We start from the raw sequence: 26,118 nt of genomic DNA, 5'->3' as shown, positions 1-26,118 counted from the left end.
GTAATCACTATAATTTATTTAAAATAAAGAAGATAAAGAGCCTCAAGATCCTGCATGCAGGGCCTTGAGGCTCTTTATCTTGTTCTCAACGGATCATGTTCTCGAGGTGTCCGCCTGTGCTTTGAAAATTAAGTCCATAAAGTGATTCGCAGCCGAAGAGATCGGCATATTGCGTTTTGTCATGATCCCTACATGAGAAGGAGGAAGAGGAACGTCGAGCTGAATCTCAAAGAGAGAGCCTTCTTCCAGCTCTTTGGAGATAAATTCTCGTGTGACATAAGAGATTCCCAAGCCGCGGCGAGCAAATTCAATCAGGAGGTCAACGCTGCCGACCTCTATTTCTGGTTTTAACGTATAATTATAATGATTGAAGAGTTCTGTGATGGCCATCCGAACCCGGCTGTTCCGGGAAAACAGAATAAGCTCATGTTCAAGCAGTTGTTCAAGGGTCAACACTTTTCCCTTCAACTGGGCATATCGTTCACCAGCAACAAAACAATCCTTAAGTTGGATGCTCTCGCGTACTTCCAGCTGTGGGTCAACGATGGGCATACGCACAACGCCAAGATCGATTTTACCTTCTTTCAGAAACGTAATGACTTCCGGCGTAGTTCCATGGCTTAGATGCAGCTTGATGTTAGGGTACTGAATGTGAAACTCCTCCAGATACGATAACATGTAATGTTTGAAGAGGGAGTCACTGCCGCCAATCCGAAGTTCCCCGTTATCCAGATTTTTTAGCGCAGCCATTTTTTCTTCTGCAAGGGAGATGAGAATCTGGGATTGTTCAATATAGGAGTACAGGCTGGCACCCTCCTGAGTTAACGCAACCCCCTTGGAATTTCGATAGAAAAGAGTGAGTCCGAAGCTGTCTTCCAACTGTTTGATCGCGTGACTGACGCTGGGTTGTGTGATGTAAAGGGCTTTGGCGGCTTGGGTCAGACTGCCTGTTTTGGCAGCCCAGTAAAAGACTTTATATAATTCATAATTTGTTGTCATAGATATGGTCTATAGCTCCTGTGAAATATATTAATTACTTGTATAGCTATAAAACGTATTATAGTGTAACTACAACAAAGAAACCAGAGTTACTTGGAAGGAGCACGGAAGATGGAACCAACAACAATTGTTTTATTTGGTGCTACTGGAGATTTAGCCAAAAGAAAAATATATCCTGCCCTATATAATCTGTACCTCGAGAAAAAGCTTCCCGAAACCTTCTCCCTGATCGGCATGGGCCGCAGAGAATGGTCGGATGAATTTTTCCAAGCTCAAGTGGAAAAATCTTTGCATGAGTTCTCCAGACGTCAAGGAGATCATGAATCCGTAAAATCATTTGTAAAAGCTTTTCGCTACAGTGTATTGAATATCACACATAAGGAAGATTATATAAAGTTGCTTCAATTGGTTGAGCAAAGAGAAGCTGAACTGGGCATCCCATCCAATCGCTTGTTTTATCTCTCGGTTGGTCCGGAATTCTTCGAACCGATCGCTGAAAATATTCAGGCAAGCGGGCTTGGTTCCACACAAGGGTGGAAACGCCTCGTCATTGAGAAGCCATTTGGACATGATTTGCAGTCAGCACGTGACCTTAACCGCAAGCTGAGTGAATCCTTCACAGAGGAAGAGATTTATCGGATTGACCATTACTTAGGTAAACCGATGGTTCAGAAGCTGGAGACACTTCATCAGAGTAACCCGATTATGAAGGCTCTCTGGAACAACCGTTACATCTCTAACGTACAAATTACCGCAAATGAGACTGTAGGTGTTGAAGAACGTGCATCCTATTATGATCATGTAGGTGCTGTGCGTGACATGTTCCAGAATCATATGTTGCAATTGCTTATGATGATGGCGATTCAGCTTCCATATAACAGCACTTCCGAAAATGTGGGCCAGAAGAAAAAACACATTATGGAGTCCATTCAGCCACTGCAGAAACAAACAGTCGGTGCAAGCATCATTCGTGGACAGTACGTTGCAGGCAGCATTCAAGGAAAACCGGTACATGCTTATGCAGATGAACCAGGTGTTGCCGAGAACACAATGAATGACACATTTATTGCCGCGAAGCTGCAAATAGATGATTTCTTCTGGAGAGGTGTTCCGTTTTACATCCGTACGGGTAAAAGAATGAAGGAGAAATCAACACGGATCGTGATTGAGTTCAAAGAACCTTCAGGCCAAGGTCACCTGATCAAGAACAACGGTTCGAAACCGAACCTGCTGGTGATCGAAATGAGCCCGGATCAAAGCATGACACTGCAACTTAACGCAAGTGATCCTGAAAATAAAGGGGAATTCAAGCCCGTTCATATTGATCTTGCTCCTAATCAGGGAGAGCTGGCAGAAGCTTATGAGAACTTGATTCGCGATGCGTTGCATGGCGATCCGACCTTCTTTGCACATTGGGATGAAGTTGAGTTATCATGGGCTTGGGTGCAACCGATTCTGGATGCCTTCAATGAAAATCTGCTGCCACTTCATTTATATGCAGCAGGAAGTTATGGACCAGCCGAGTCGGATGCCATGCTTGAGGCGGAAGGTCACCACTGGTGGTTTGATGAACCAAGTGAACTGATTTCTGAGCAAGACAGCGATGTACCCATGGCAGTTAACAGTAACATCTAATTCAAAACAACTAAAAAATCAAACTAATAGGAGGTTATTTAATCATGAAATTTTTTATCGATACAGCTAACGTGGAAGACATTCAAAAAGCATACAAAATCGGTGTGTTGTCTGGTGTAACAACTAACCCTTCCTTGGTAGCCAAAGAAGGCGTGAAATTCGAAGACCGCATCGAAGAAATTCTGAAGCTTGTGCCTGAAGTGGAGTCTGTTTCCGCTGAAGTAACGCCAGATGCGCTGACTGCTGAAGAAATGATTGCTCAAGCGAATGAATTGATCAAAATCAACAACAACGACAAAAACATCACGATTAAATTGCCAATGACGCTTGCGGGTCTGGAAGCTTGCCGTTACTTGACGAAAAAAGGTGTAAAAACAAACGTGACTTTGATCTTCACTGTGAATCAGGCGTTGCTTGCAGCTCGTGCAGGTGCAACTTACGTATCCCCTTTCTTGGGACGTCTGGACGACATCTCCGAAGATGGCGTACAACTGGTAGCCAAAGTAGCTGAACTGTTCCGCACACATAATCTCGATGCACAGATTATTGCCGCATCCGTTAGACATCCGGATCACGTTACACGTGTGGCGATGGCTGGTGCACACATTGCAACAGTTCCGTTTTCAGTGATTGAACAAATTTCCAAACACCCGCTGACAGATCAAGGCATGGAGAAATTTGCTGCAGACTGGAAAAAAACAGTACAATAAAAGCCATACGAGTGAAAAAGGGTTAACAAAAAATATATATATAAATCATGGAGTATCGGGAGGACATAATGAGTAAACAACAGATCGGTGTCATTGGACTTGCAGTAATGGGGAAAAACCTGGCTTTTAATATTGAGAGTAAAGGTTTCTCGGTATCGGTATTTAACCGGTCACCGGAAAAAACACATGATCTTCTGAAAGAAGCAGACGGTAAAAACCTGATCGGAACGTTTTCCATTGAAGAGTTCGTTGCTTCTTTGGAATCCCCACGCAAAATTTTGATCATGGTACAAGCGGGTAAAGCAACGGATGCTACGATTGAGCAATTGCTTCCTCATTTGGATCAAGGAGATATCATTATCGATGGCGGTAATGCGTACTTCCCTGATACACAGCGTCGTAGCAAAGAGCTGGAAGCCAAAGGTTTCCGCTTCATCGGTGCAGGTGTATCCGGTGGTGAAGAAGGCGCACTGAAAGGCCCTGCAATTATGCCTGGTGGTCAGGAAAGTGCGTATGAGCTTGTAGAACCAATCCTGACGGCGATTTCTGCCAAAGTTGGCGATGATGCGTGCAGTACGTATATCGGACCTGACGGTGCGGGACACTACGTTAAAATGGTGCATAACGGCATCGAGTATGGTGATATGCAGTTGATTGGTGAAGCATACCACTTGCTGAAATCCGTACTGAACGTTTCCGTAGAAGAATTACATGAAATCTTCACAGAGTGGAACCAAGGTGAACTTGATAGCTATCTAATCGAGATCACAGCGGATATCTTCTCCAAATACGATCCAGAAACAGGCAATCCAATGGTTGATGTTATTCTGGATGCCGCTGGACAAAAAGGAACAGGCAAATGGACAAGCCAGAGCGCGCTGGACCTCGGCGTACCATTGTCCATGATTACGGAATCCGTATTCTCCCGTTTCTTGTCGGCGATGAAAGACGAGCGTATCGCTGCAAGCAAAATCCTGAACGGACCTAAGGCCGAAGCGTTCTCAGGCGACAAAAAAGCATTCATCGAGAACGTGCGCAAAGCGCTGTTCGCAAGTAAAATCGTATCCTACGCCCAAGGTTTCGCACAGATGCGTGCCGCATCCGACGAATATGGCTGGGATCTGAAATACGGCAACATCGCGATGATCTTCCGCGGCGGTTGCATTATCCGTTCACAGTTCCTGCAAAACATCAAGGAAGCATACGACAAAGATGCAGCCTTAAAAAACTTGCTCCTTGATCCATACTTCCAAAACATCGTGGAATCCTATCAGGATGCATGGCGTGAAGTGGTAGCCGCTGCGGTGAAACAAGGTATTCCGGTACCAGGCTTCTCCAGCGCGTTGTCTTACTACGACAGCTACCGTACAGAGCGTTTGCCAGCAAACTTGCTGCAAGCACAACGTGACTACTTCGGCGCTCACACATTCCAACGTGTGGACAAAGAAGGTTCATTCCACTTCCAATGGATGGATACCAACGAGTAATTTTAAATATAAGCACCTCTGCAACAATCCTTTTGAGTTTACTCAGGGGAGAGTTGCAGAGGTGTTTTTTTGTTTTGGCACAACTTCGATATGTATGGTTGATAATACAGAGGTGGAGACTCTTCAAAATTTAATATCACCAAATTGTAATAAAATGTACCCATCTGGAGTCTGTAAAAGATGCTGAGGCACCTCTATTTACGTTATACTAGTTCAGACGGAACTGTATCCGTTAAAATTGCAGTATATAACTTTTTGAAGGTGGGGGTCAGGCCAGGCATGTTTGTACTCGTAGGTATTTTGTTTTTGCTCGTATATGGATTATTAGTCTTCTACATAGGCTGGAGCGGCTGGAGTTGGATGAAACCCGTATTGGCAGCCAGATTTCGCTGGTTGTATATCGTAGCACTGGTTTTTCTAGCGGCTTCCTTTATTTTGGCGCGCATATTTGGCAGCATTTCGTTTCTCGGTGTCATCGGTTCCTATTGGCTGGCGGTTTTCTCGCTGTTATTGCTCATATTACCTGTAGTGCACCTGACGTTGTGGCTTCTGCGCTTGACGCGAATTCCTAGACATCACGCTCATAAATGGGCGGGTGTAGTTACGCTGGTTTTACTTATCTCTACAATGGGATACGGAATTTTCAACGCCTATAGTCCAGTCGTCAGACAATATAACATTCAGATTGATAAAAAGGTGGAAGGCGTCGACAAGCTGAATATTGTCATGGCTGCGGATATGCATTTTGGACTGTTGTCTGGTCCTGCTCATGCGAAACGAATGGTAGAGGAGATTAATGCCCTCAAACCTGACCTCGTCTTATATCCAGGTGATCTGATTGATGACAATCTGGCGATGTATGAGAAGAGTGGTATTGCCGACATTATCAGTGAAATCAAGGCTCCTTATGGCGTATATGCTTCACTGGGGAACCATGACAAGTTTGACGGCCCTATAGAGGATTTAATCGCTGCGTTGGAGAAAAGCAATATGCAGGTGCTGTATGACGACAAGATCGTATTGGACAACAAAATTACGTTGATTGGACGGAAAGACCGAACGGAAGAAGATCGGGCAGACGTAGCAACGCTTATGCAAAATGCAGATCTGAATCAGCCTGTAATCATGCTGGATCATCAGCCGTACGATCTGGATATCGCCGAGAAGAACAACGTTGATTTAGTCGTATCGGGTCATACCCACAGGGGACAGATTGCACCGGCACAATTCATAACACAAGCGATCTATGAGAATGATTGGGGTTATCTGCAAAAGGGGTCCATGCACTCGATTGTCACCTCGGGATACGGTTTCTGGGGGCCACCCATCCGGACAAGTAGCCGTTCCGAAATTGTGCAGATCAACGTGACCTTCAGGCAATAAACAAAGCAGCCCCTTCGTGATAGAAGGGGCTGTTTTTCTTAGTTCTACAAACGGACAGTTAGTTCCGTACTCCATTTATGGGAATCGCTTCAAACGAATAAAAAGCGCCTTTTTTGTTGATTTTACCGATGAGGGTGGTGGCCCCTTTTTTTGTAAAGGTGTATTGGTTATCTTGGATACGAACGCTGTATCCTTTCGAATTAAGGCCAAAGATCGATTTTACTTTTGGCGCTGCGGCGGAGAGGGCTTTCTTTTTACTCAGCTTAGGTTTGGCAAAAGACTTTTTAAAATCAGCATCATTGTTCCAGTCCGTGCCAAATTCGTTGATTACCTTCCACACCTTGCCGGTGCTACTTCCAATATGCACTGAGTTTATACTACTATCATCCTGATATACCCAGAGTGTATCTTTGTTTTCTTTGGTAAGCAATGAATAATCAAATGCCTTAACGGATGAGATGCCAAGCATTTTGAGTGAGTTTCGGGCTTTGTTCGTAAGTGTAGCTCGTGCTTCCTTAAGGTCATACAGAATACTTGCTGACAATTGGTTGTTATGATCCACATCGACGTATAAACTTTGGTCATGTCCCCAGATCACCCAGTAGTTTTTGAGTCCGCTGTCGTTTACATCTTGTTTAACTCGCCAGAAGGCATCCGCTTTAAATTTTTTGTCTTTGTCGAAAGACTTCAGGAACGATTGTATTTTGTTGTATAAAGCTTGATCCAATACTTTGTTAAGATCATCCGCTTTATAATTGATTAAGGTAGAAGTAACTTTTGCCTTTTTGGAATTATAATTTTGAGTGACATCAGCCTCGGCTGCGCCAGTTAATGTGCTATTTACAACCCAATCATCAAATGCAGTGTCTGCCGATGTGAATTGAATCGTTTGTTTTCCAGCCAGTGCTGTGATGGCATCGGTTAATTGTTCAGTCACTTTTTGATCGAGATTCAGCGTATTCGAAACATCCTGAACCACGGAAGTAGGACTTGATTCTGCCCAAGCGGCGGGAGCTATGGATAATAATAGTGACATAGAAGTGACCGTTGCGGTGATCGAGATCAATTTTTTCAAGGGATTATTCCTCCTGTTACGTAAATGTAATTGTGATTGCATTAGATATTTGTAGTTGGATACACTATTAACGTGGATGAAAAGGAAAATGTTGCATACTCTATATTTTTACCTTATGCTCTTAGTTGACACCGTTTTCAGCTTATGCTAGACTACTTGCGAGGCTTGTTACCGGTAAAGCGGGCAAAACCACAATGGAAATGATCTTATTATTTCTATTTTGGTTTTGCCCTTTTTTATGTCTCAAAATAAACCAGGTGGGTCCATTATGATTATTAAACAGATATTTAATAACAATATCGTCAGCACAGTGGATGATAAAAATCAGGAATTGCTGATCCTCGGCCGGGGTATCGGATTTAAGTTCAAAGCTGGCGATGAGATTGACGAAGAGCGAATTGAAAAGGTGTTTCGTCTTCAGGATACATCGATTTATGAGAAATTCAAATCCATCGTAGCTGAAGTGCCAATTGAGATTCTGCAGGCAACCGATGACATTGTAACGTTGGCGCGAACACAGCTGAGTAAAACGATCAGTGACGGGATTTATGTCTCCTTGTCTGACCACATTCATTTTGCTGTTCAGCGGTTGGAGAAGGGAATGATTACGCGCAATCCGCTCTCGTGGGAAGTGCAACATTTCTATAAGGCAGAATACGATGTGGCCAAAGAGGCGTTGACCTTGCTAAAGGAAAGACTGGATATCGAATTCCCTAAAGATGAAATATGTAACATTGCACTGCATTTCATCAATGCGGAAGTCAACGACTCCATGAATGATGTTACACATCTGATGCAGTTGCTGCAGGAGATTATGAACATTATCAAATATCACTTTAATGTCGAACTGGATGAGGATAGCGTGAACTATTTCCGTTTTATCACACATCTAAAATACTTCTGTCAGCGAGTCATTACACATTCGACTCATGATGATGCGGAGGAGTATCTGTATGAGGTGGTCCGGAAAAACTATCCGGAGACCTTCAAATGTATCGGCAAGATTGAGACATTTATCCATAAAAATTATCAATACGATATGACTCACTCGGAGCAGCTGTACCTTACCCTGCATCTGGAGCGTCTCATGAAAACAAAACGGGAAACGTAACGTTTTCCTAAACGCTATGGGCTTGTTACTGTTCAATCAGGCAATACCCGAATGAAAGTATGCAGGTACATCTGCGTATTTTTGTTCGGGTATTTTTTATGGGGAAATTAAGGAGGAAATGAAGATGAAACATCAAGACACCGCACAGCAAATTATCAAAGCCGTTGGCGGAAAAGACAATATTAACTCGGTTTATCACTGTGTTACCAGGCTGCGCTTTGATCTGAAAAGTAATGAAAAAGTCGACAACGGCGCGCTCAAACAGCTGAACAAAGTGATGGGCACCAACATTTCGGGGGATCAATTCCAGGTCATTATCGGTAACGATGTGTCCAAAGTGTTTGATGCGATGGTGAAGGAAGAACCGTCCATTCAGCAAAACGCAGATAACAAGCAGGCTAAGCCGGAGAAAAGTAAAAATGTAATCCTGAACATCTTCGAAACGATTGCTGGTGTATTTGCTCCCATGCTACCGGCCATAACAGCCGCAGGGATGTTAAAAGGGTTACTGGCCCTGTTCATTTCACTGGAATGGATGTCCGCTGGTACAGACACATATCGTATCCTGTCCGCGATTGGTGACGGTGTGTTCCATTACTTGCCACTGCTAATTGCAGTCAGCGCTGCGCGCAAGTTTGGCAGTAATCCATTCGTAGCGATTGCACTAGGTACAGCCTTGATGTATCCCGACATGGGGGCCTTGCTCTCCAGCGGAGAAAAGGTTGCATTTCTAGGCATTCCGGTCACGGCGGTAAGCTATGCTTCATCGGTTATTCCGATTTTGCTGGCGGTATGGTTGATGTCTTATGTTGAAAAATGGGTGGATCGGATCATCCCTGCAGCACTCAAGCTCTTGCTTGTTCCACTGATTACGCTCCTGGTGATGGTTCCAGTCACACTGATTGCGATTGGTCCATTGGGTACATTTGTTGGTAATGGCTTGTCCGGTGGGATTAACTGGCTACTGAACGAAGGTGGTTTGATCGATGGTATCGTACTTGGCGGTGCCATGGCACTGATTATCATGACCGGTATGCACTACGCTTTAGTACCGATTATTCTCAGCAATATTGCTACACTTGGTTTTGACAAATTCCTACCTCTGACGTTCATTTCCAATATGGGTCAGGCTGGTGCAACACTCGGTGTATTCTTCCGTGCTAAAGATAAAAAACTCAAAACCGTGGCCTTATCCACGAGTTTCACGGCTCTGATGGGTGTAACCGAACCGGCGATGTACGGGGTTAACATGAAATATAAAAAGCCATTTGCCGCTGCGATGATCGGTAGTGCAGTAGGTGGCGGTTTCGCCTTGGCTTTTGGCGCTAAAGCCTATGTACTCGCGGGGAATGGCGGACTTCCGGGGTTACCGTCCCTTGTTGGACAGACCTTCCTGTATTCCTTTGGAGGTATGATTATCGCTTTTGTTGTAGGTACGATTGTATCCATTCTGTTCGGAATTAAGGAAGAAGAGAGTGATGCAGAGGCGCTGGCCCAATTCGCTCCAGGTGCTTCTAACGCTACCTCATCAACAGATAAGGCTAACATGGTTGACGCGTCTGTCAACATAGAGGATCTTGGTGTCCCTGCACCCACGGGTGATGCTATCGCTTATGCTCCGATGACAGGCAGATCCATCCCATTGCAAGAAGTGAATGATCCGACCTTTGGTGATGAATTGATGGGCAAAGGTGTGGCGTTTGTTCCTACTTTGGGTGAACTGGTGTCCCCGGTTACAGGAACGGTGATGAACGTATTCAAAACCAAACATGCGATTGTTGTCCGCAGTGATGAGGGTATGGAGCTTCTTATTCATGTTGGGATCAACACGGTGAAACTACGCGGACAATACTTTGAAGCCCATGTAGCAACGGGGACTCGCGTACAAGCTGGTGATTTATTGCTAACCTTTGAACTTGATGAGATTGCGAAGGAATATGACATAACCACTGCTATGGTTGTGACCAATACAGCCGATTATAAAGAGATTATGCCTATACAACTTGGAAATATGCAAATGGGTGAGAAGGTATTGAAAGCAAATCTGTGAACAAGGAGAGATTGATATGAACAATAGACAAGGATTTCCCGAAGGATTCTTATGGGGCGGCGCAATCGCTGCCAACCAGGCTGAAGGGGCGTTTGATGTCGGAGGAAAAGGCTGGTCTACGGCAGACATGGTTCCTTATTTTGAGAAGAAGGATTATACCAATTTGCGAGAGTTGATGCATGTCACAACTGCCAAGGTGGAGAAGGCAATGGCACATCACAGTTCGAAAGGTTATCCAAAACGATATGGTATTGATTTTTATCACCGTTTCAGAGAAGATATTGCCCTGTTTGCCGAGCTTGGTTTTAAAACGTTCCGTCTGTCCATCAACTGGCCGCGTATTTTCCCGAACGGTTATGATGAGCAGCCAAACGAAGAAGGACTTCGTTTTTATGATGAGGTGTTTGACGAGCTTCGAAAATACAATATTGAGCCATTGGTAACCCTCTCTCATTACGAGATGCCAATGTCGCTTGTACTTAAATATAACGGTTGGGCAGGCCGTGAGGTAATTGGGCATTTTGTGAAATATGCAGAAACCGTCATGACTAGGTACAAGGATAAGGTTAAATATTGGCTAACGTTCAACGAGATCAACACGACGATTATTGAGCCGTTTACAGGTGGAGGCATCATCGAGGATCGGGTGGATAACGTTATGCAGGCGTCTTATCAGGCGCTTCATCATCAGTTTGTAGCCAGCAGTCTGGTAACCGAGAGAGCACGTCAGATTAACCCAGAGTTTCAGATTGGATGTATGCTGGCTCGTATGATTCATTACCCAGCGACATCCAATCCCGAAGATGTGTTACAAGCTCAAATCGACAATCAACTCAACCTGTTGCATACGGATGTGCAAGTTCGTGGCAGTTATCCTGCGTTTATGACTCGTTACTGGTCAGATCATGGAATAAACGTGGTCATGGAGCCTGGAGACGAGCAAATACTACGTGAGCATACGGTAGATTTTATTTCGTTCAGTTATTATACTTCGTTGGTGTCTGCGGTGAATCCTGAGGATTACGGGGTTACGGGCGGGAACTTATACAGTACGATCAAAAACCCGAATCTGGAGCGTACGGAATGGGGCTGGCAGCTTGATCCGGTTGGGCTGCGTATTGCACTGAAGGAGCTGTATGATCGTTATCAATTACCGTTGTTCGTTGTTGAAAATGGGCTCGGCGCGAAAGATAAGGTAGAGAAGGACGGTTCCATTCAGGATGATTACCGAATCGATTACCTCCGTAAACATATTACACAGATGAAGGAAGCGGTCATGGACGGTGTAGAACTGATGGGATACACGAACTGGGGAGCCATTGATATTATCAGTGCATCTACCTCGGAAATGTCCAAACGTTATGGTGTAATCTATGTGGACCAGGATGATAACGGACAGGGGACATTGAACCGGTATAAGAAAAAAAGTTTTGGTTGGTATAAAAAAGTAATTGCTTCCAACGGCGAGGATATGGATTGATCCTAGAACGAACTTAAAGGGCTTTGTTTCGTAGAATTTTGCTACGGAGCAGAGCCTTTTTCGGATTGTTCCTATGAAAATGAATGACTGAGTCCCGGATGAGATGATATACTGTGTTCGTATCAGGGAGGAATGAAAATGAGAAAATCGATTATTGCCGTAGATATGGATGACACGATTTGTCAATTGGTTAAACGGGCTATATACCATAACAACAGGAGTTTCCCGACGCACCCTCTCCAATATGAAGATATGGTCGACTGGGATACAACGCACTTGCGTCACCCTGATAGTACACATGAGGTATTTTACGGGCGTCCTGGTCTGTTCGAAGAACTGGAACTATATGACGAGTATGTGGTAGAAGAGATGCAGAAGTTAAACGAGGTATATGATCTCATTATTGTTACAGCGGCAGAACCGAGAACGGTTAATGAGAAGTGGAATTGGCTGCAACTACATATGCCGTTTATTAAACTGGAGCAATTCATTACGTGTAAACGCAAAAACTTGCTCACATTTGATCTTTTAATCGATGATGGGCCGCATAATCTGATTCCGGCTGTGGAAAGTGGTCGGAAAGTGATCTGTATTCCGCATCCGTGGAACAGGCAACATCGTGAGCAGTATGGCTTTCCTCTAATGTCTTCCTGGAAAGATGCGAAGCTGTACATCGATGAGATGTTGCAACCTTCAGGCCTTCATATTTAATATTAAAAAATACTACCGTAATCCAGAGCAGAAGTCATACTCTGGATTTTTTGCGATAGGTTAGCGGGCTAACACCCGTTATTTTTTTGAAGGCAACATGAAAGGAATCCATATCCTGATAACCAACCATTTCAGCGATCATACCCACTTTATGGTCCGATCGCTTTAACAGCTCACAACTTCTTTGAATACGTAGATGTTGTACATAGGATCTAAATGTCTGCCCGGTATAACGGACGAACATTCTTCCAATCTTTTTCTCACTCCACCGCGATAACTGAACCAAATCACTCATGAGGATACGTTCGCCAAGATGTTGCCTGAGGTAATGAAGAATGGCTTCCACGTCATGAAACATAGGGGGATGTGGAGTGGAGTCCATACACTTCTTCTGTTGATCCTGTCTGTAAGTCATGATAATTAATTGGCTAACCAGTGTGTCTAACATCGCAAGTGAACCTGGTCCGGGAACGGAGAATTCACGGTATAACTGATGCATTAATTCTTCCAAACGTCCTGTATAATCTGTGACGGAGATATACTTCTGCCGATTTTGCTCAAGGTCCATCAGATGTTGCATAATGTCCTCATCCCGAAGAATATGTCTCAAAGATTGTATTAATTCGGCGTTAAACAAGCAGTTATAGATGACCAAGGGTGTTTTTGTTGCATCTGTACTCACGGGGCGGAAGACGTGAGGGATTCCGATAGGAATGACAAATAACATGCCCTTGTTGACAGGTACAATATCTTCACCGATGTGGTGAAACCCACTACCTTCGGCAACATAGCTGTATTCAACAAAATCATGGGTGTGAAAGGGCATTATAAAGTTCTCAAAGCAGCGATTAACGAATAACTGTAGTGGACGGTTCAGGAATGCTTCGCTTTTCAATAGTTCTACAGACCTTTTCATACACCGTTTCTCCTTCCCACAGATGGCTGTATAAGGGGGTAAAAGAGTCCGTTTTACCGGATAATTCACACCCTGGAATCGATATAATTATATCGTAACCTACCAAGGGAAACCATGATGGAGAGGATGATCACAATATGTTAAAGATCAGTGACCTTCGGTGTGAATATCGGTTGAATCCAATTGGTCTGGATGTCAAATCGCCCCGACTGAGCTGGAAGTTGGAATCAGATCGTAGGAATTGTATACAGGCGTCTTATCATGTTCAGCTATCTCACACACCTGATTTTGCAGTCATCATATGGGATTCACAAGAGCTGACATCAGATCAGTCTGTTCATGTCGAGCTCGAAGGTTTTCAACCGGCTGCTCGAACACGGTATTTTTACCGGGTTCAGGTTTGGGATACATTTGAAAATTCCTCAGGGTGGTCTGACGCCGCATATTTTGAGATGGGACGCATGGAACTCAGCACCGATTGGACCGGAAAGTGGATTACAGCCAACAGATCTGGTGAACCTGAATCATCCTGTCCACGCATGAGAAGATTCTTTCACATTGTGAAACCTGTTCTACGTGCAACCATTTATGCTACGGCACTTGGAATGTATGAGTTACATTTGAATCATACCCGGGTAGGTGAAGATTATTTTACGCCAGGTTGGACGACATATAGTAAGCGTTTGCAATATCAGACTTATGAGGTGACTCATCAGCTTAAGACTGGAGAAAATGTGCTTGGAGCCTATCTTGGAGATGGTTGGTACCTAGGGCATCTTGGTTGGAAAATTGAACGAGAGAATTACGGTTCTACATCTGCTTTACTGATGGAGCTTCACATTCGATATGTTGATGGCTCGGAAGAGATCATCGGCTCGAATGAGGAGTGGTCTACTGCACCAAGTTCCATTCGCATGTCAGACATTTATATGGGGGAAACCTATGATGCGCGTATGGAGAGCGACTGGGGGGATCAATCTCAAGGTGCATGGTTACCTGCTCAGGTCCTTTCCTATCCAAAGGACATCATCGTTGCGCAAGAGAATGTACCTGTCATGCAGATAGAGCAACTACAGCCCATAGCTTTACTGACAACACCGCAAGGAGATCGGATACTCGATATGGGACAGAACATGGTAGGCTGGGTGAGATTCAGTATTGAGGGAGATGCAGGGCGGGCGGTTGAACTACACCATGCCGAAATATTGGATCACCACGGGAATTTTTATATCGATAATCTTCGTGCTGCCAAACAAAGGATACATTACACTCTCAAAGGAGGAGGGATGGAGACATATGAACCTCATTTTACTTTTCAAGGATTCCGCTATGTAAAATTAATTGGGTTCCCAGAAGAGGTTGTTTTAGATCAGTTTACGGGAGTTGTCCTTCATTCCAGCATGGAACGCACTGGTCACTTTTCTTGCTCCAGCCCGTTGGTTAATCAACTCCATCACAATATTTTATGGGGACAAAAAGGGAACTTTGTTGACGTGCCCACGGATTGTCCGCAGCGGGATGAGCGGCTGGGATGGACAGGAGATGCACAGATGTTCATTAGAACCTCCGCTTATTTGATGAATACAGCTCCCTTTTTTACAAAGTGGCTTCGGGATTTGCGAGCGGAACAGGGAGAAGATGGGGGAGTGCCGTTTTTTGTCCCAGATCTAAAAAGCTTGATCCCTGAAGGCTGGGGAGAGACAAGTCATTCCTCATCTGCTTGGGGAGATGCGGCGGTGATCTGTCCTTGGGTCATATACGAAATGTATGGGGACATGCGATTGCTCAAGGAGCAATATGAAAGTATGCAGAGATGGATTGCGTATATTTATGATCAGGGAGAGAATGTCTTCCTCTGGAATACAGGGTTTCATTTCGGGGATTGGCTTGCACTGGATTCCAAGCCAGGCAGTTACGTTGGGGCGACGGACATTCATTATGTCGCAACTGCATTTTATGCATACTCCGTTTCATTGACTCGTAAAGCTGCGGCTGCACTCGGTAAATTGGAAGATGTTAAGGTTTATGATGAGCTGCATCGAAATATTGTCAAGGCATTTCAAGATGAATATGTCACTCCTGCAGGCAGACTAGCGGTTCCAACACAAACAGCGCATGTGCTCGCCTTGCAGTTTGATTTGCTGGAGACATCAGCCTCTAAACGTGTTGCTGCTCAATTGACTGAACTATTAAAAGAAACACAGAATCATCTTACAACCGGCTTTGTAGGAACACCTTATTTGAATCCGGTATTAAGTGATATGGGCAGGAATGATCTAGCCTATGAATTATTGTTGCAGGAAGATTATCCGTCCTGGCTATACCAGGTGACGCAGGGAGCAACAACCGTGTGGGAGCATTGGGATGGCATGAGAGAGGATGGGAGCCTGTGGAGTGCTGACATGAATTCGTTTAATCATTATGCCTATGGTGCTATAGGAGAATGGTTGTATCGTTATGTGGCAGGGATTCAGCCTGATGAAAAGCAACCCGGATTTAAGAAGGTTCGTATCAAGCCATATCCAGGTCCGGGACTGGAATGGGCAAAGGCTAGTTTTGAGAGTATGTATGGCCAAGTAAAGTCTAGTTGGCGTCGACAGACACATGGGGAAATGGAACTTTGTGTTCAGATTCCTGCCAATACGAGAGCGGAGATACATCTGCCACATGCCGATCGTCGAACGATTAAGGAGAACGGCAGCCTGATTCATCAATCTGCTGATTATGTATTTTTAAACAAATCAGGCACAGATGTAGCTATGACTGTAGGATCTGGGAAATATCGATTCACCTACAGGATGATTACTGAAGAGGGTGAGTGTAGCTAAACCTTGTTAATTGAATATACTACAAATTAAGATTGTAATCTCCTCGCTAGCTGATTAAAATAAGATTTGGAATCTGGATTGACGGAGACTATCTTTCTATTATCAGACACAAGTGAGGTTACAAGTATGAGTCCACCGGTTAATCGCCCCCGACGCATAGAGTATCTGGATCTCTATCGCGCTATTGCGATTATGGCAGTTGTAGCGATCCACGCAACATCAACTGCTGTTGCGCATTATCCCAAAAATACATGGGATCATGATCTGTTTTATTTCTGGAATACATTTCTGCAATTTGCAGTTCCGGCGTTCTTGTTTTTATCTTCACTGGTTCTGTTCTATAACTACAGTGCTAAGTTAAACGAGAAGGACTGGATCATTTCCTTTTATAAGAAGCGAATGTTCTATATATTTGTGCCGTATGTCGTGTGGTCGCTGATCTATTTTGTCATCAAGAAGTTGATTGCAGGAAAGGAACCATTAGCATACAGTGTTCAGTTTGTGAAGCAATTAACCCTTGGGACCGCTCATACACATTTGTACTTTTTTCTGATTATTCTCCAGTTTTATATCGTTTTTCCATGGATATTATATTTAACAAGGAAACCATGGTTTAGAAAATATTTACCTTTGTATTTTATTGCAGCGCAAGGGCTGTTTTACGTATTGAATGTAAAGTTTGACTTCGAACGAACAGGCAGTCTGTTACCCAGTTATTTGATAGTGATCGGGTTTGGAGCATGGATGGGACTGAACTTCGAATGGTTGATGAATAAAATGATGCGCCTGCGTTATGTGCTGCTGGTTGCACTTATAAGCGGAGCAGCGATTTCGATGTACGCCTCTGGCATCATTAAAACAACGTTAATAGAATGGCCGGTTTTGATGTACAGTGTGTTGTTTATTGTACGAAATATATTTACACTTTCTGCTTGTCTCGTGCTCTTGGTTTTGAGTGAGAAAGTGGGTACGAGAGGCCGCAGGAGCGAATATAAAGTGTCACGCTTCACAGACTCTCTGGGCACAGTTGCATTTGGAATCTTTTTAATTCATCCTTTAGTTTTGATGATCTGGAGGCTTGTGCTCACCGACGATTTTGCCCGTCACTTCAGCCTAGGCGTTGTGTTATCATTTATCGCATCATTGTTGCTTTCATGGCTCTGTGCGGTGGGACTACGCCGACTAAAATGGGGATGGGTTCTCATCGGACGGTAATGATACGTTCATTTTTTAATAAAATATGTGGAAAAGTACAAAGAGATTTCAATCCCTTTTAACAAGGAGATTTTGAAATCTCTTTTTTATTTATTACAAGAAAGGTATGATGATAGAATACCCTCAAAAAGAAATGAATGGAAAAATAGATTAAATATATACTGTTTAAGGATTCACATCCGATTACATTTAGGTGGAGGAAACCAATGAAACTAATTATTATCTTTGGACCGCAAGCAGTTGGTAAAATGACCGTTGGACAGGAACTGGAGAAGATCACCGATCTGAAGCTGTTTCATAATCATATGACGATCGATCTTGTATCCCCCTATTTTAGCTATAGCACATCAGAGGGGAAGAGACTTGTAGGATTGTTTCGGGAGGAGATCTTTCGTGCGGTTGCTCAGAGTGAGCTTCCGGGTCTTATTTTTACTTTTGTATGGGCTTTTGACGTGGAGCAAGATCATGCCTATATTCGTCATCTTACCGACATGTTTGTTTCCCAAGGTGCGGAAGTATGTTATGTAGAACTAGAAGCGAACGTTGCAGAACGACTGGAACGGAACAAAAGCTCCAATCGTTTACTTCATAAACCAACCAAAAGAGACATTGCTTGGTCTGAGGGAGAATTATTGCATTCTATGAGAAAATACCGATTAAATTCCGAACCGGGAGAAGTTAAACATGAGCATTATCTTCGAATAGATAATACAAATCAAAGTGCTGAGCAATCGGCGCAATGGATTCGGCAATATTTTAATTTGTAGTTTGATGCATCTGACCCGCTTACTTAAGAATATTCAGCCAAAATCGAAATACTCTACTAAACAGGAGGATACGAATGTATTTCTTAATGCTTGTATTGGTAGGCATTGTTTTGTGTATTATGTTTCCTTATGGCCCAATCATCGTTGGAGGTATCATATATAGATCGAATCTCATCCGAGAGAATGGAGGTTATTAATCGTAAGATTGAGGCGGAATTGGAGCGGGACAGCAAACATAAAAAAACGTAATCCCAATCAGAGACTGTTAGCGTTTTCTAGTTGCATAAAACAGTGAAATGTAATACCATGAACGCACATATAGTTCACATTGAAGAGATAAGGGCATGTCCAGTAACCTCAAGGCGCAGGTATGGTTTGCCTTTTTCTGTATATTGGAGTGATGAAGTGAGAATTGAGAAGGTGTTAAACAATAATGCGGTAGTCGCCATCAAAGATGAACAGGAAGTTATTGTTATTGGTAGAGGTATCGCTTTTCAAAAAAAGGCGGGTGATCTGATCTCTGACCAGCATGTTGACAAGATCTTTACTTTACAGAATGAAGATATTCAGGAAAACTTCAAGGCTTTAATTGCCAGCATTCCACTTGAGTATATGAAAGTGTCCGAAGAAATTATTGCGTATGCCAAGCTGAAGCTTGGGAAGAAGTTAAATGAGAGTATCTATCTGCATCTTACGGATCATATTCATTTTGCCATTGAGCGGTATCGCAATAATCTTCCGATTCGGAATGGGTTGTTATGGGAAACCAAGCAGTTGTATAAGGATGAGTATGAAGTGGGGCTTGAAGCGTTAAATATGATCTGCGATCAATTTGGAGTGCTTTTGCCGGAGGATGAGGCCGGATTTATGGCATTGCATTTTGTGAACGCAGCACTTAACGAAGAGATGCCCAATATACGTAGCATGACGCAGGTGATGCAGGAGATTCTGACCGTTATTAAATATCACTTCAAAATAGACTTTGATGAGAATGCGTTGAACTATACTCGTTTTGTTACACACCTGAAGTATTTCGCGCAGCGGATGGTGAAGGGGAAACACTATAAGAGCAACAATGATGATGAATTGTTTCAGATGATTCAGAAAAAATACCCGGATGCATACAAATGCTCTGTTAAAATCAAAAAATTCATTGAAAATAACTACACCTATCAACTGACTGACGAAGAAATGATGTATTTAACCATTCATATTGAGCGAGTGGTCAATGCAACATCTGAATAATCATGACGATTAACCAATAAATTAAAAAAGTGCTTGCAAACATAGTGCGGATGTACTATGATGATGTCAAGAAGTAAGCGCATACATTATCCAAACGGATTGTTACTGTTCAATCAGGCAATGCCGGGCCGAAAGGTTTGAGGATGAATCAATGTGCTTGCAGTTTATAATCAAATATCAATGTGTACAGCCTTACAGGGTTGCAACCGTTAAGGGCAAAACCTGAATTGCTGAATAACATGACTGATTTCCGGATCTCCGGTACGTTGTGATTGTTCAGTAGTTCAGGTTTTCTTTGTTTCACAAGCATGGGGAGTCTACTTAGAGAGGAAGAATGACAATGAGCAACTACGATCAATTAGCAAAAGACATTCTGTCACGGGTTGGTGGACCTGAGAACGTAAACAGTGTATTCCATTGCGTAACGAGATTGCGGTTTAAACTGAAAAATGAAAGCGTAGCCAAAACGGAAGAACTGAAAAATATGCCTGGTGTAATTACCGTTATGCAGAGCGGAGGACAATATCAAGTCGTAATCGGCAACGAAGTGCCGGACGTATATAAAGCTGTGGTTAAAGTAGGCAATCTGTCTGCTGAGGGTCAAGTCGATGCGGATGATGCAGACTCCGGTCCAAAAGGCAATTTGTTTAACCGTTTTGTCGATATGATCTCCGGTGTATTTACTCCGGTTCTCGGATTGCTTGCAGCAACAGGGATGATCAAAGGTTTCACGGCGATGTTCGTGTCCCTTGGTTGGATTAATAATACGGAAGGTACGTATGCGTTGTTAAACGCTATTGGAGATTGTTTATTTTACTTCTTCCCGATCTTTCTTGGATACACAGCCATTAAAAAATTCGGTGGAAGCCCGTTCCTGGGTATGGCCATCGGTGCATCGTTAGTCTACCCGACACTTGCGGGAATACGCGCTGGGGAACCGATGTACACTTTGTTTGCAGGCACTTTGTTTGAATCACCGATCCGGATAGAGTTTCTAGGTATACCGGTCATTTTGATGGATTATGCCTCATCCGTTATCCCGATTATTATCGCCACGTTCTTCGCGGTTAAAATTGAACGTTTCTTCAAAAAAGTTATGCCTAAAGTAGTCAGTAACTTCTTGGTTCCATTTTGTACGTTGCTCGTTATTGTACCCCTTACATTTTTGGTTATTGGCCCAATCGCGACATGGGCAGGTCAACTTTTAGGTGCATTTACATCTTCCATTTACGGACTGAGTCCGTTACTTACAGGTCTTGTAATCGGTGGTTTGTGGCAAGTATTCGTCTTGTTCGGGCTCCACTGGGGACTCGTTCCCTTGGTATTCGTTAACCTTGCAACGCTTGGTTATGATTCGATTCTGGCACTTTCTTTTGCAGCTTCCTTTGCTCAGATCGGTGCAGTGCTGGCGGTTATGCTGAAAACGAAAAGCCAAAAAGTGAAAACACTCGGTGCACCTGCATTCATTTCCGGTATATTCGGTGTAACTGAGCCAGCGATTTACGGTGTGACACTACCACTCAAAAAACCATTTATCATGAGCTGTATTGCTGGTGGTATTGGTGGAGGTATCCTTGGTTTGTTCGGAGCGAAAGGTTACATCATTGGTGGTCTAGGGATCTTCGGTTATCCGAGCTATGTAAGCCCTACAGAAGGAATGAATTCCGTATTCTTCTGGGTTGTAGCAGCTACAATTATCGCATTCATTCTTGGTTTCATCTTGACTTATGTTGTGGGCTTCAAAGATCCAGTTGAAAAAACAGCCGCTCCGGCACCTGTACTTGATCCTAACCCGAATAACCGTTATGAAATCGTTAGCCCAATGGCTGGTGAAGTGGTTGAACTGAAAGAAATTAACGATGTTACGTTTGCAGGAGAACATATGGGTAAAGGCATTGCCATCCGTCCAACCAGTGGTAGAGTTGTGTCCCCGATAACAGGTGTTGTGCAAACCGTGTATCGTACCAAACACGCAATTGGTCTTGTTACAGATGATGGTGTAGAGATGCTGATTCACATTGGTCAAGATACGGTGCAATTGAAAGGCCAACACTTTACCGCACATGTCAAAGATGGTGACCGTGTCAATGCAGGTGATCTGATCATGGAGTTTGATCTGCAAGCGATTAAAGATGCGGGATACGAGATCGTAACCCCGGTAATCATCACCAATACTTCCAGTTATCTCGACGTTGTCCCTACTAAAAGTCAGACTGTGAACGAGCAGGATAAACTGCTGACAGTACTGAACTAATACGTGCTTGAACGGATCGAACTGGATCATAAATGCCTATGATGAATAGGAGGAATTATTCAAATGGTTGAAAAAATGAAGGCCTTCCCAGATGATTTTCTCTGGGGAGGAGCAACGGCAGCGAATCAACTGGAAGGTGCTTATCTTGAAGGGGGGAAAGGGTTAACTACGGTTGACCTGATCCCGATTGGAGCCAATCGTTTTCCGATTGCGCTGGGTAATCTGGATTCGTTTGAACCCAAAGAAGGAGAATTCTATCCTTCACATGACGCGATTGATTTTTATCATCGGTACAAGGAAGATATTGCTTTATTTGCAGAAATGGGATTCAAGTGCCTCAGGCTTTCGGTAGCCTGGGCACGGATTTTCCCGAACGGTGATGATGCAGAGCCGAATGAAGCGGGGCTTCAGTTTTATGATGATGTCTTTGATGAACTGTTAAAACACAATATTGAACCCGTCGTGACCATATGTCACTTTGATGTACCTGTGAATTTGGTGAAGAACTACGGTGGCTGGAAAAACCGCAAGATGGTCGGCTTTTTCGAAACTTATGCCAAAACACTGTTTACTCGTTACAAAGGCAAAGTGAAGTACTGGATGACATTCAACGAAATCAATATGCTGCTTCATCTGCCTTATATCGGCGCGGGGATCGTGCTTCAGGAAGGCGAAGATAAAGAACAGGTATTGTATCAGGCTGCACACCATGAGCTCGTTGCAAGTGCGCTAGCTGTTAAAGCTTGTCACGAGATTATTCCAAGTGCACAGATTGGATGCATGCTGGCCGCGGGTACGGTGTACCCTTACAGTTCACATCCGGATGATGTGTGGAAAGCGATGGATAAAGACCGGGAATCATTCTTCTTTATTGATGTACAGTCCAAAGGAGAGTACCCGGGTTATACCAAACGTTTCTTCAGAGAGAATAATATCCGTATTGAGATGCAGCCAGAAGATGCCGAAATTTTGAAGCATCATACAGTGGATTACATTGGTTTTAGCTATTATGCAAGCCGTTGTACAAGTGCTGATCCTGAAGTGTTGAAGGACTCCACCGAAGGCAACGTGTTTGGATCGGTGAAGAATCCGTATCTTCAAGCGTCCGAATGGGGCTGGACCATTGATCCCAAAGGGCTTCGTATTACGTGTAACCAGCTTCATGATCGCTACGGCAAACCGTTGTTTATTGTCGAAAATGGACTCGGTGCGACCGATGTGTTGCTGGATAATGACACGGTTGAAGATGACTATCGCATTGAGTATCTGAATAGCCACTTCGCTGAGATGGCCGAAGCGATTCAGGATGGTGTAGAACTGATTGGGTACACCAGTTGGGGTCCCATTGATCTGGTTAGCGCAGGTACGGGTGAGATGAAGAAGCGGTATGGCTACATTTATGTAGACAGAAATAACGATGGAAGCGGAACACTTCGTCGGGTAAGAAAGAAAAGCTTCTATTGGTACAAAGAGGTTATCGCAAGTAATGGCGCAAAATATTTCTAGACCAAGAACAGTCCCGTTCGCACGGGATTGTTTTTGGTTTTGATAAGGAATCAATGGCTTGACGTCCTTTTGACTCGTGTTATGAGTTTTATTATAATTTATAAATGTAGAAAATCTTGTCAACTAAGAAGGGGGAGTCATCAGCCATGAAGAAAAAATCACTTGCGTTTATATCTTCAGGATATGGATACTCCACTGCGGTATTTTTCTAGAATCCAAAACACGGGACAAGTCTGCCCAAATGGAGATCAAAATAATGAAAACCGTAGAAAAATCTTAGGAATGATGAGGTAATGAACATGACAAATGAAAAAATTATGAGAAAAAATCCAACCAATATGCCATCCCCTGTAGGGAATTATACGCATATCACAAAAATTCCGAGAAATGCAGAGTTGTTTGTGACATCAGGGCAGGTTGGCGTAGATGTGAATGGTCAATTTCCGAATACGTTGAATGAACAAGTCACCAATACATTTCACAATATCAAAACCGTTATGCAATCCGAAGATTTGCATGCTGAACATATTATAAAAGTGAATGTGTGGGCAACGGAGAAAATAGACTGGGATTACCTCTACAGCGAATGGGAGCAATTATACGATCATGATTATCCTGCAATGACGATTGGATATATTACAGAGTTAGGTTTGCCTGAGATCAAGATTGAAATCGAAATTTGGGCTGCAAAACTATAAAACCAAATACATTTCTATAAATGCGATGGAGCTCTATCTTGTAGAAGCTCCATCGTTTTATTTGCATATTGACTATGAAATATAAGGAAACAAGGGTCAACCTAATAGGTTAGCGGTAAATGAACACACGCATCTTTATGGGACTTGCACACTTTGATTGGCATTCAGCCGCCCGTACGTCCAATAGATGCCTGAACCCGATACAGGGTCTGAAGCGAAACATAGGGCATCCCGAATTTGGGCGTTCGTTTTGCCTTGGGATGCGAGTAAAGCAGCCACGCCAGCAACTTGCGGAGCGGCCATTGATGTTCCACTAAGATAAGCGTACGATCCACCAAGGTACGTGGAGAGAATAGTATCACCCGGTGCAGCCATATCCACCCAAGAACCGTAATTGGAGAAATTCGATTTCAGGTCGGATGAGTTGGTGGATGCAACAGCGATGACGTTAGCATACGATGCTGGAACAATCGGAAATGACGTATTGTCATTACCTGCTGCTGCAATAATGACAGCTCCCCGATCCCATGCGTACTGAACGGCAGCCTGAAGGAAAGCATCTCCTGTCGGTCCACCCAGACTCAGATTGATCACTTGAACGCCGTTATTGGCTGCAAAAACAAGCCCATTGCCCACGTTACCGATCGTCCCTTGGCCGTTGTTGTCGAGCACACGAAGCGGTACGATGGAAGCGAGAGGTGCTGTGCCTGCAATCCCAACACCATTATTGGTAATGGAAGCAGCGATACCGGCAACATGGGTGCCATGTCCATTTCCATCCTCAGGGATGTTGTCATAATCGACGTAATCGTAACCGGGCAAGAGCTTGGATGCAAGTTCAGGATGATTCAGCTGTACACCCGTATCAATGATGGCAATTTTAATCGAGCTGTTACTCTGAGTGATATCCCATGCAGCAGGTGCATTGATTTTGGTGAGATTATATTGATAAGGGAAGAAGGGATCATTGGGTATGAATGAAGCTTCAACCAGATAGTTGGGATGTGCATGTTCAATGAGATCATGATCCTTGTACTGCTTGAGCATCCTGTGCATTTTTTTGCGAGATTCGATTCGGTACCACCCGAGGTCTTCATAGGTTTCGGCGACTTTGCATTTCGTTTTTCGATGAAGGGTGTGCATCTGATCAGGGGTTGTACCTTCTTTGAACTTGAGTAACAGTTGATGGGGGGCGTGAGGATCGAATGTATTTGCTTCCCTTTGGTCGATATAACGAAGGGTGAGCCAGGTGGAGATCAAAATGAAAACGGCCAAGATGCCTAACCATAACCACATCGGCTTTACCCCTTTCCATATTGGATTCTGACACGCCTTATCCTATGCGGAATCTATGAAAATGCGCGGGCTTGCTTCCAAATTGGTCGTGAGTATAGATAGATTCATAGGTTTGAATATAGTTAATTGATAGGTTTATAAGAATTCGTTAAGATGAAGAGAAGTATTTTATAAAAGAAAATAAGGAATGTGATATGGTTGACAGAACATCAGGTGAAGCCCGAAGTAAGACCTGTTCAATCCCATGAGATTCAGGAAGCGATTGATTTTGCTATGCGTGTGCGTAGTGAAGTATTTCCGATGATGAGTCATAGCGTATTGCCTAAGGATTTTGAGCAGTTCGACGAATATTACATGAACCGGAATGATACTGTTTTTGTGATTGCACGATCGGATGAAGCAGGTATTATCGGTTCGATTGGTATTGTTCCTTATGATGGGCGAATTCAGGTTATTGAAGGTCGTTACTCGGCTCATACCGCAGCTGAGATTGTAAAATGTTACGTTGATCCTGCCTACCGAAGGTATGGCATTGGTTCACGATTGGTACAAGAACTGCAACGAATTGTGACTAAAATGCAGTATACAACGTTATATTTGCATACTCATCGCTTTCTGCCGGGAGCCGTGAATTTCTGGGAGCGTCAAGGGTTTACATTTATTACGGAAGAGCAAAATGAATGGCAAATCGTGCATATGGATAAACCCATCAACATTTAGATCGGAGAGATGTAGGAATGTACACAAGTCTG

The 26,118-nt window shown here is 43.6% G+C and carries 20 protein-coding genes; 16 read left to right on the top strand and 4 right to left on the bottom strand.

Annotated features, from left to right (window positions below; translation table 11 throughout):
• Nucleotides 1-93: 93 nt before the first annotated feature.
• Nucleotides 94-999, bottom strand: a complete 906-nt coding sequence (locus MKY23_RS16860; RefSeq protein WP_154890522.1) for a LysR family transcriptional regulator — start codon at nucleotides 997-999, stop codon at nucleotides 94-96.
• Between the two features lie 111 nt (nucleotides 1,000-1,110).
• Here MKY23_RS16860 and zwf point away from each other — a divergent pair, with 111 nt between their 5' ends.
• The 4 genes from zwf to MKY23_RS16840 all read left to right on the top strand — a co-directional run bounded on the left by zwf (nucleotide 1,111) and on the right by MKY23_RS16840 (nucleotide 6,214).
• Entirely contained in the window at nucleotides 1,111-2,634 is a 1,524-nt protein-coding gene (gene zwf, locus MKY23_RS16855; RefSeq protein WP_339830966.1) for a glucose-6-phosphate dehydrogenase, read from the top strand.
• A gap of 44 nt (nucleotides 2,635-2,678) precedes the next feature.
• On the top strand, nucleotides 2,679-3,344 hold the full coding sequence (fsa, locus tag MKY23_RS16850; protein ID WP_154890520.1) for a fructose-6-phosphate aldolase: 666 nt from the start codon (nucleotides 2,679-2,681) through the stop codon (nucleotides 3,342-3,344).
• Between the two features lie 68 nt (nucleotides 3,345-3,412).
• Nucleotides 3,413-4,831, top strand: a complete 1,419-nt coding sequence (gene gndA / locus MKY23_RS16845; protein ID WP_339830964.1) for an NADP-dependent phosphogluconate dehydrogenase — start codon at nucleotides 3,413-3,415, stop codon at nucleotides 4,829-4,831.
• 279 nt (nucleotides 4,832-5,110) lie between these two features.
• A complete protein-coding gene (locus MKY23_RS16840) occupies nucleotides 5,111-6,214 on the top strand; it encodes a metallophosphoesterase (protein WP_339839510.1) in 1,104 nt (367 codons plus the stop codon).
• Nucleotides 6,215-6,272: 58 nt separating this feature from the next.
• Here MKY23_RS16840 and MKY23_RS16835 read toward each other — a convergent pair whose 3' ends face one another.
• On the bottom strand, nucleotides 6,273-7,289 hold the full coding sequence (locus MKY23_RS16835; protein WP_339830962.1) for a hypothetical protein: 1,017 nt from the start codon (nucleotides 7,287-7,289) through the stop codon (nucleotides 6,273-6,275).
• Nucleotides 7,290-7,557: 268 nt separating this feature from the next.
• On the opposite strand from MKY23_RS16835, the gene MKY23_RS16830 reads away from it, so the two are divergent.
• The 4 genes from MKY23_RS16830 (at nucleotide 7,558) to MKY23_RS16815 (ending at nucleotide 12,641) form a co-directional block, all read left to right on the top strand.
• A complete protein-coding gene (locus tag MKY23_RS16830; RefSeq protein WP_090916914.1) occupies nucleotides 7,558-8,400 on the top strand; it encodes a PRD domain-containing protein in 843 nt (280 codons plus the stop codon).
• 124 nt (nucleotides 8,401-8,524) lie between these two features.
• A complete protein-coding gene (locus MKY23_RS16825; protein ID WP_339830960.1) occupies nucleotides 8,525-10,450 on the top strand; it encodes a beta-glucoside-specific PTS transporter subunit IIABC in 1,926 nt (641 codons plus the stop codon).
• A 16-nt stretch (nucleotides 10,451-10,466) separates the two neighbouring features.
• Nucleotides 10,467-11,930: a 6-phospho-beta-glucosidase gene (gene ascB / locus MKY23_RS16820; protein WP_339830957.1), complete on the top strand. Its 1,464-nt coding sequence runs from the start codon at nucleotides 10,467-10,469 to the stop codon at nucleotides 11,928-11,930.
• 138 nt (nucleotides 11,931-12,068) lie between these two features.
• Complete coding sequence (locus MKY23_RS16815; protein ID WP_154957499.1) at nucleotides 12,069-12,641, top strand: hypothetical protein; 573 nt, start codon at nucleotides 12,069-12,071, stop codon at nucleotides 12,639-12,641.
• Between the two features lie 34 nt (nucleotides 12,642-12,675).
• Here the strand turns inward: MKY23_RS16815 and MKY23_RS16810 are convergent, their stop codons facing one another.
• The gene (locus MKY23_RS16810) at nucleotides 12,676-13,557 is read right to left on the bottom strand and encodes an AraC family transcriptional regulator (RefSeq protein WP_339830955.1); all 882 of its coding nucleotides are present in this window, start codon (nucleotides 13,555-13,557) and stop codon (nucleotides 12,676-12,678) included.
• 137 nt (nucleotides 13,558-13,694) lie between these two features.
• On the opposite strand from MKY23_RS16810, the gene MKY23_RS16805 reads away from it, so the two are divergent.
• The 7 genes from MKY23_RS16805 (at nucleotide 13,695) to MKY23_RS16775 (ending at nucleotide 24,070) form a co-directional block, all read left to right on the top strand.
• Entirely contained in the window at nucleotides 13,695-16,385 is a 2,691-nt protein-coding gene (locus tag MKY23_RS16805; RefSeq protein ID WP_339830953.1) for a family 78 glycoside hydrolase catalytic domain, read from the top strand.
• A gap of 126 nt (nucleotides 16,386-16,511) precedes the next feature.
• Entirely contained in the window at nucleotides 16,512-17,600 is a 1,089-nt protein-coding gene (locus tag MKY23_RS16800) for an acyltransferase (protein ID WP_154890512.1), read from the top strand.
• Between the two features lie 206 nt (nucleotides 17,601-17,806).
• Nucleotides 17,807-18,367 carry an AAA family ATPase gene (locus MKY23_RS16795; RefSeq protein ID WP_336120185.1) on the top strand — a complete coding sequence of 187 codons (561 nt, stop codon included), beginning with the start codon at nucleotides 17,807-17,809 and terminating at the stop codon, nucleotides 18,365-18,367.
• A 405-nt stretch (nucleotides 18,368-18,772) separates the two neighbouring features.
• Nucleotides 18,773-19,612, top strand: coding sequence for a PRD domain-containing protein (locus MKY23_RS16790; protein ID WP_090916894.1), 840 nt, complete (start codon nucleotides 18,773-18,775; stop codon nucleotides 19,610-19,612).
• Between the two features lie 340 nt (nucleotides 19,613-19,952).
• Nucleotides 19,953-21,866 (top strand): beta-glucoside-specific PTS transporter subunit IIABC, encoded by a 1,914-nt coding sequence (locus MKY23_RS16785; RefSeq protein ID WP_090916892.1) that lies wholly within the window; start codon nucleotides 19,953-19,955, stop codon nucleotides 21,864-21,866.
• Between the two features lie 63 nt (nucleotides 21,867-21,929).
• On the top strand, nucleotides 21,930-23,372 hold the full coding sequence (locus MKY23_RS16780) for a 6-phospho-beta-glucosidase (protein ID WP_154983583.1): 1,443 nt from the start codon (nucleotides 21,930-21,932) through the stop codon (nucleotides 23,370-23,372).
• Nucleotides 23,373-23,671: 299 nt separating this feature from the next.
• Nucleotides 23,672-24,070: a RidA family protein gene (locus MKY23_RS16775; RefSeq protein ID WP_154983582.1), complete on the top strand. Its 399-nt coding sequence runs from the start codon at nucleotides 23,672-23,674 to the stop codon at nucleotides 24,068-24,070.
• Between the two features lie 135 nt (nucleotides 24,071-24,205).
• Here the strand turns inward: MKY23_RS16775 and MKY23_RS16770 are convergent, their stop codons facing one another.
• Nucleotides 24,206-25,366 carry a S8 family peptidase gene (locus MKY23_RS16770; protein ID WP_090916888.1) on the bottom strand — a complete coding sequence of 387 codons (1,161 nt, stop codon included), beginning with the start codon at nucleotides 25,364-25,366 and terminating at the stop codon, nucleotides 24,206-24,208.
• A gap of 189 nt (nucleotides 25,367-25,555) precedes the next feature.
• Between MKY23_RS16770 and MKY23_RS16765 the strand changes: the two genes are divergently transcribed.
• On the top strand, nucleotides 25,556-26,086 hold the full coding sequence (locus tag MKY23_RS16765; protein WP_339830947.1) for a GNAT family N-acetyltransferase: 531 nt from the start codon (nucleotides 25,556-25,558) through the stop codon (nucleotides 26,084-26,086).
• The last annotated feature ends 32 nt before the right edge of the window (nucleotides 26,087-26,118 follow it).

The sequence above is a fragment of the Paenibacillus sp. FSL R7-0272 genome, from assembly GCF_037969905.1.
GTDB lineage: Bacteria > Bacillota > Bacilli > Paenibacillales > Paenibacillaceae > Paenibacillus > Paenibacillus polysaccharolyticus.
Note: the sequence above shows the minus strand (reverse complement) of the source record. Positions and strands in the feature narration are given on the sequence as shown.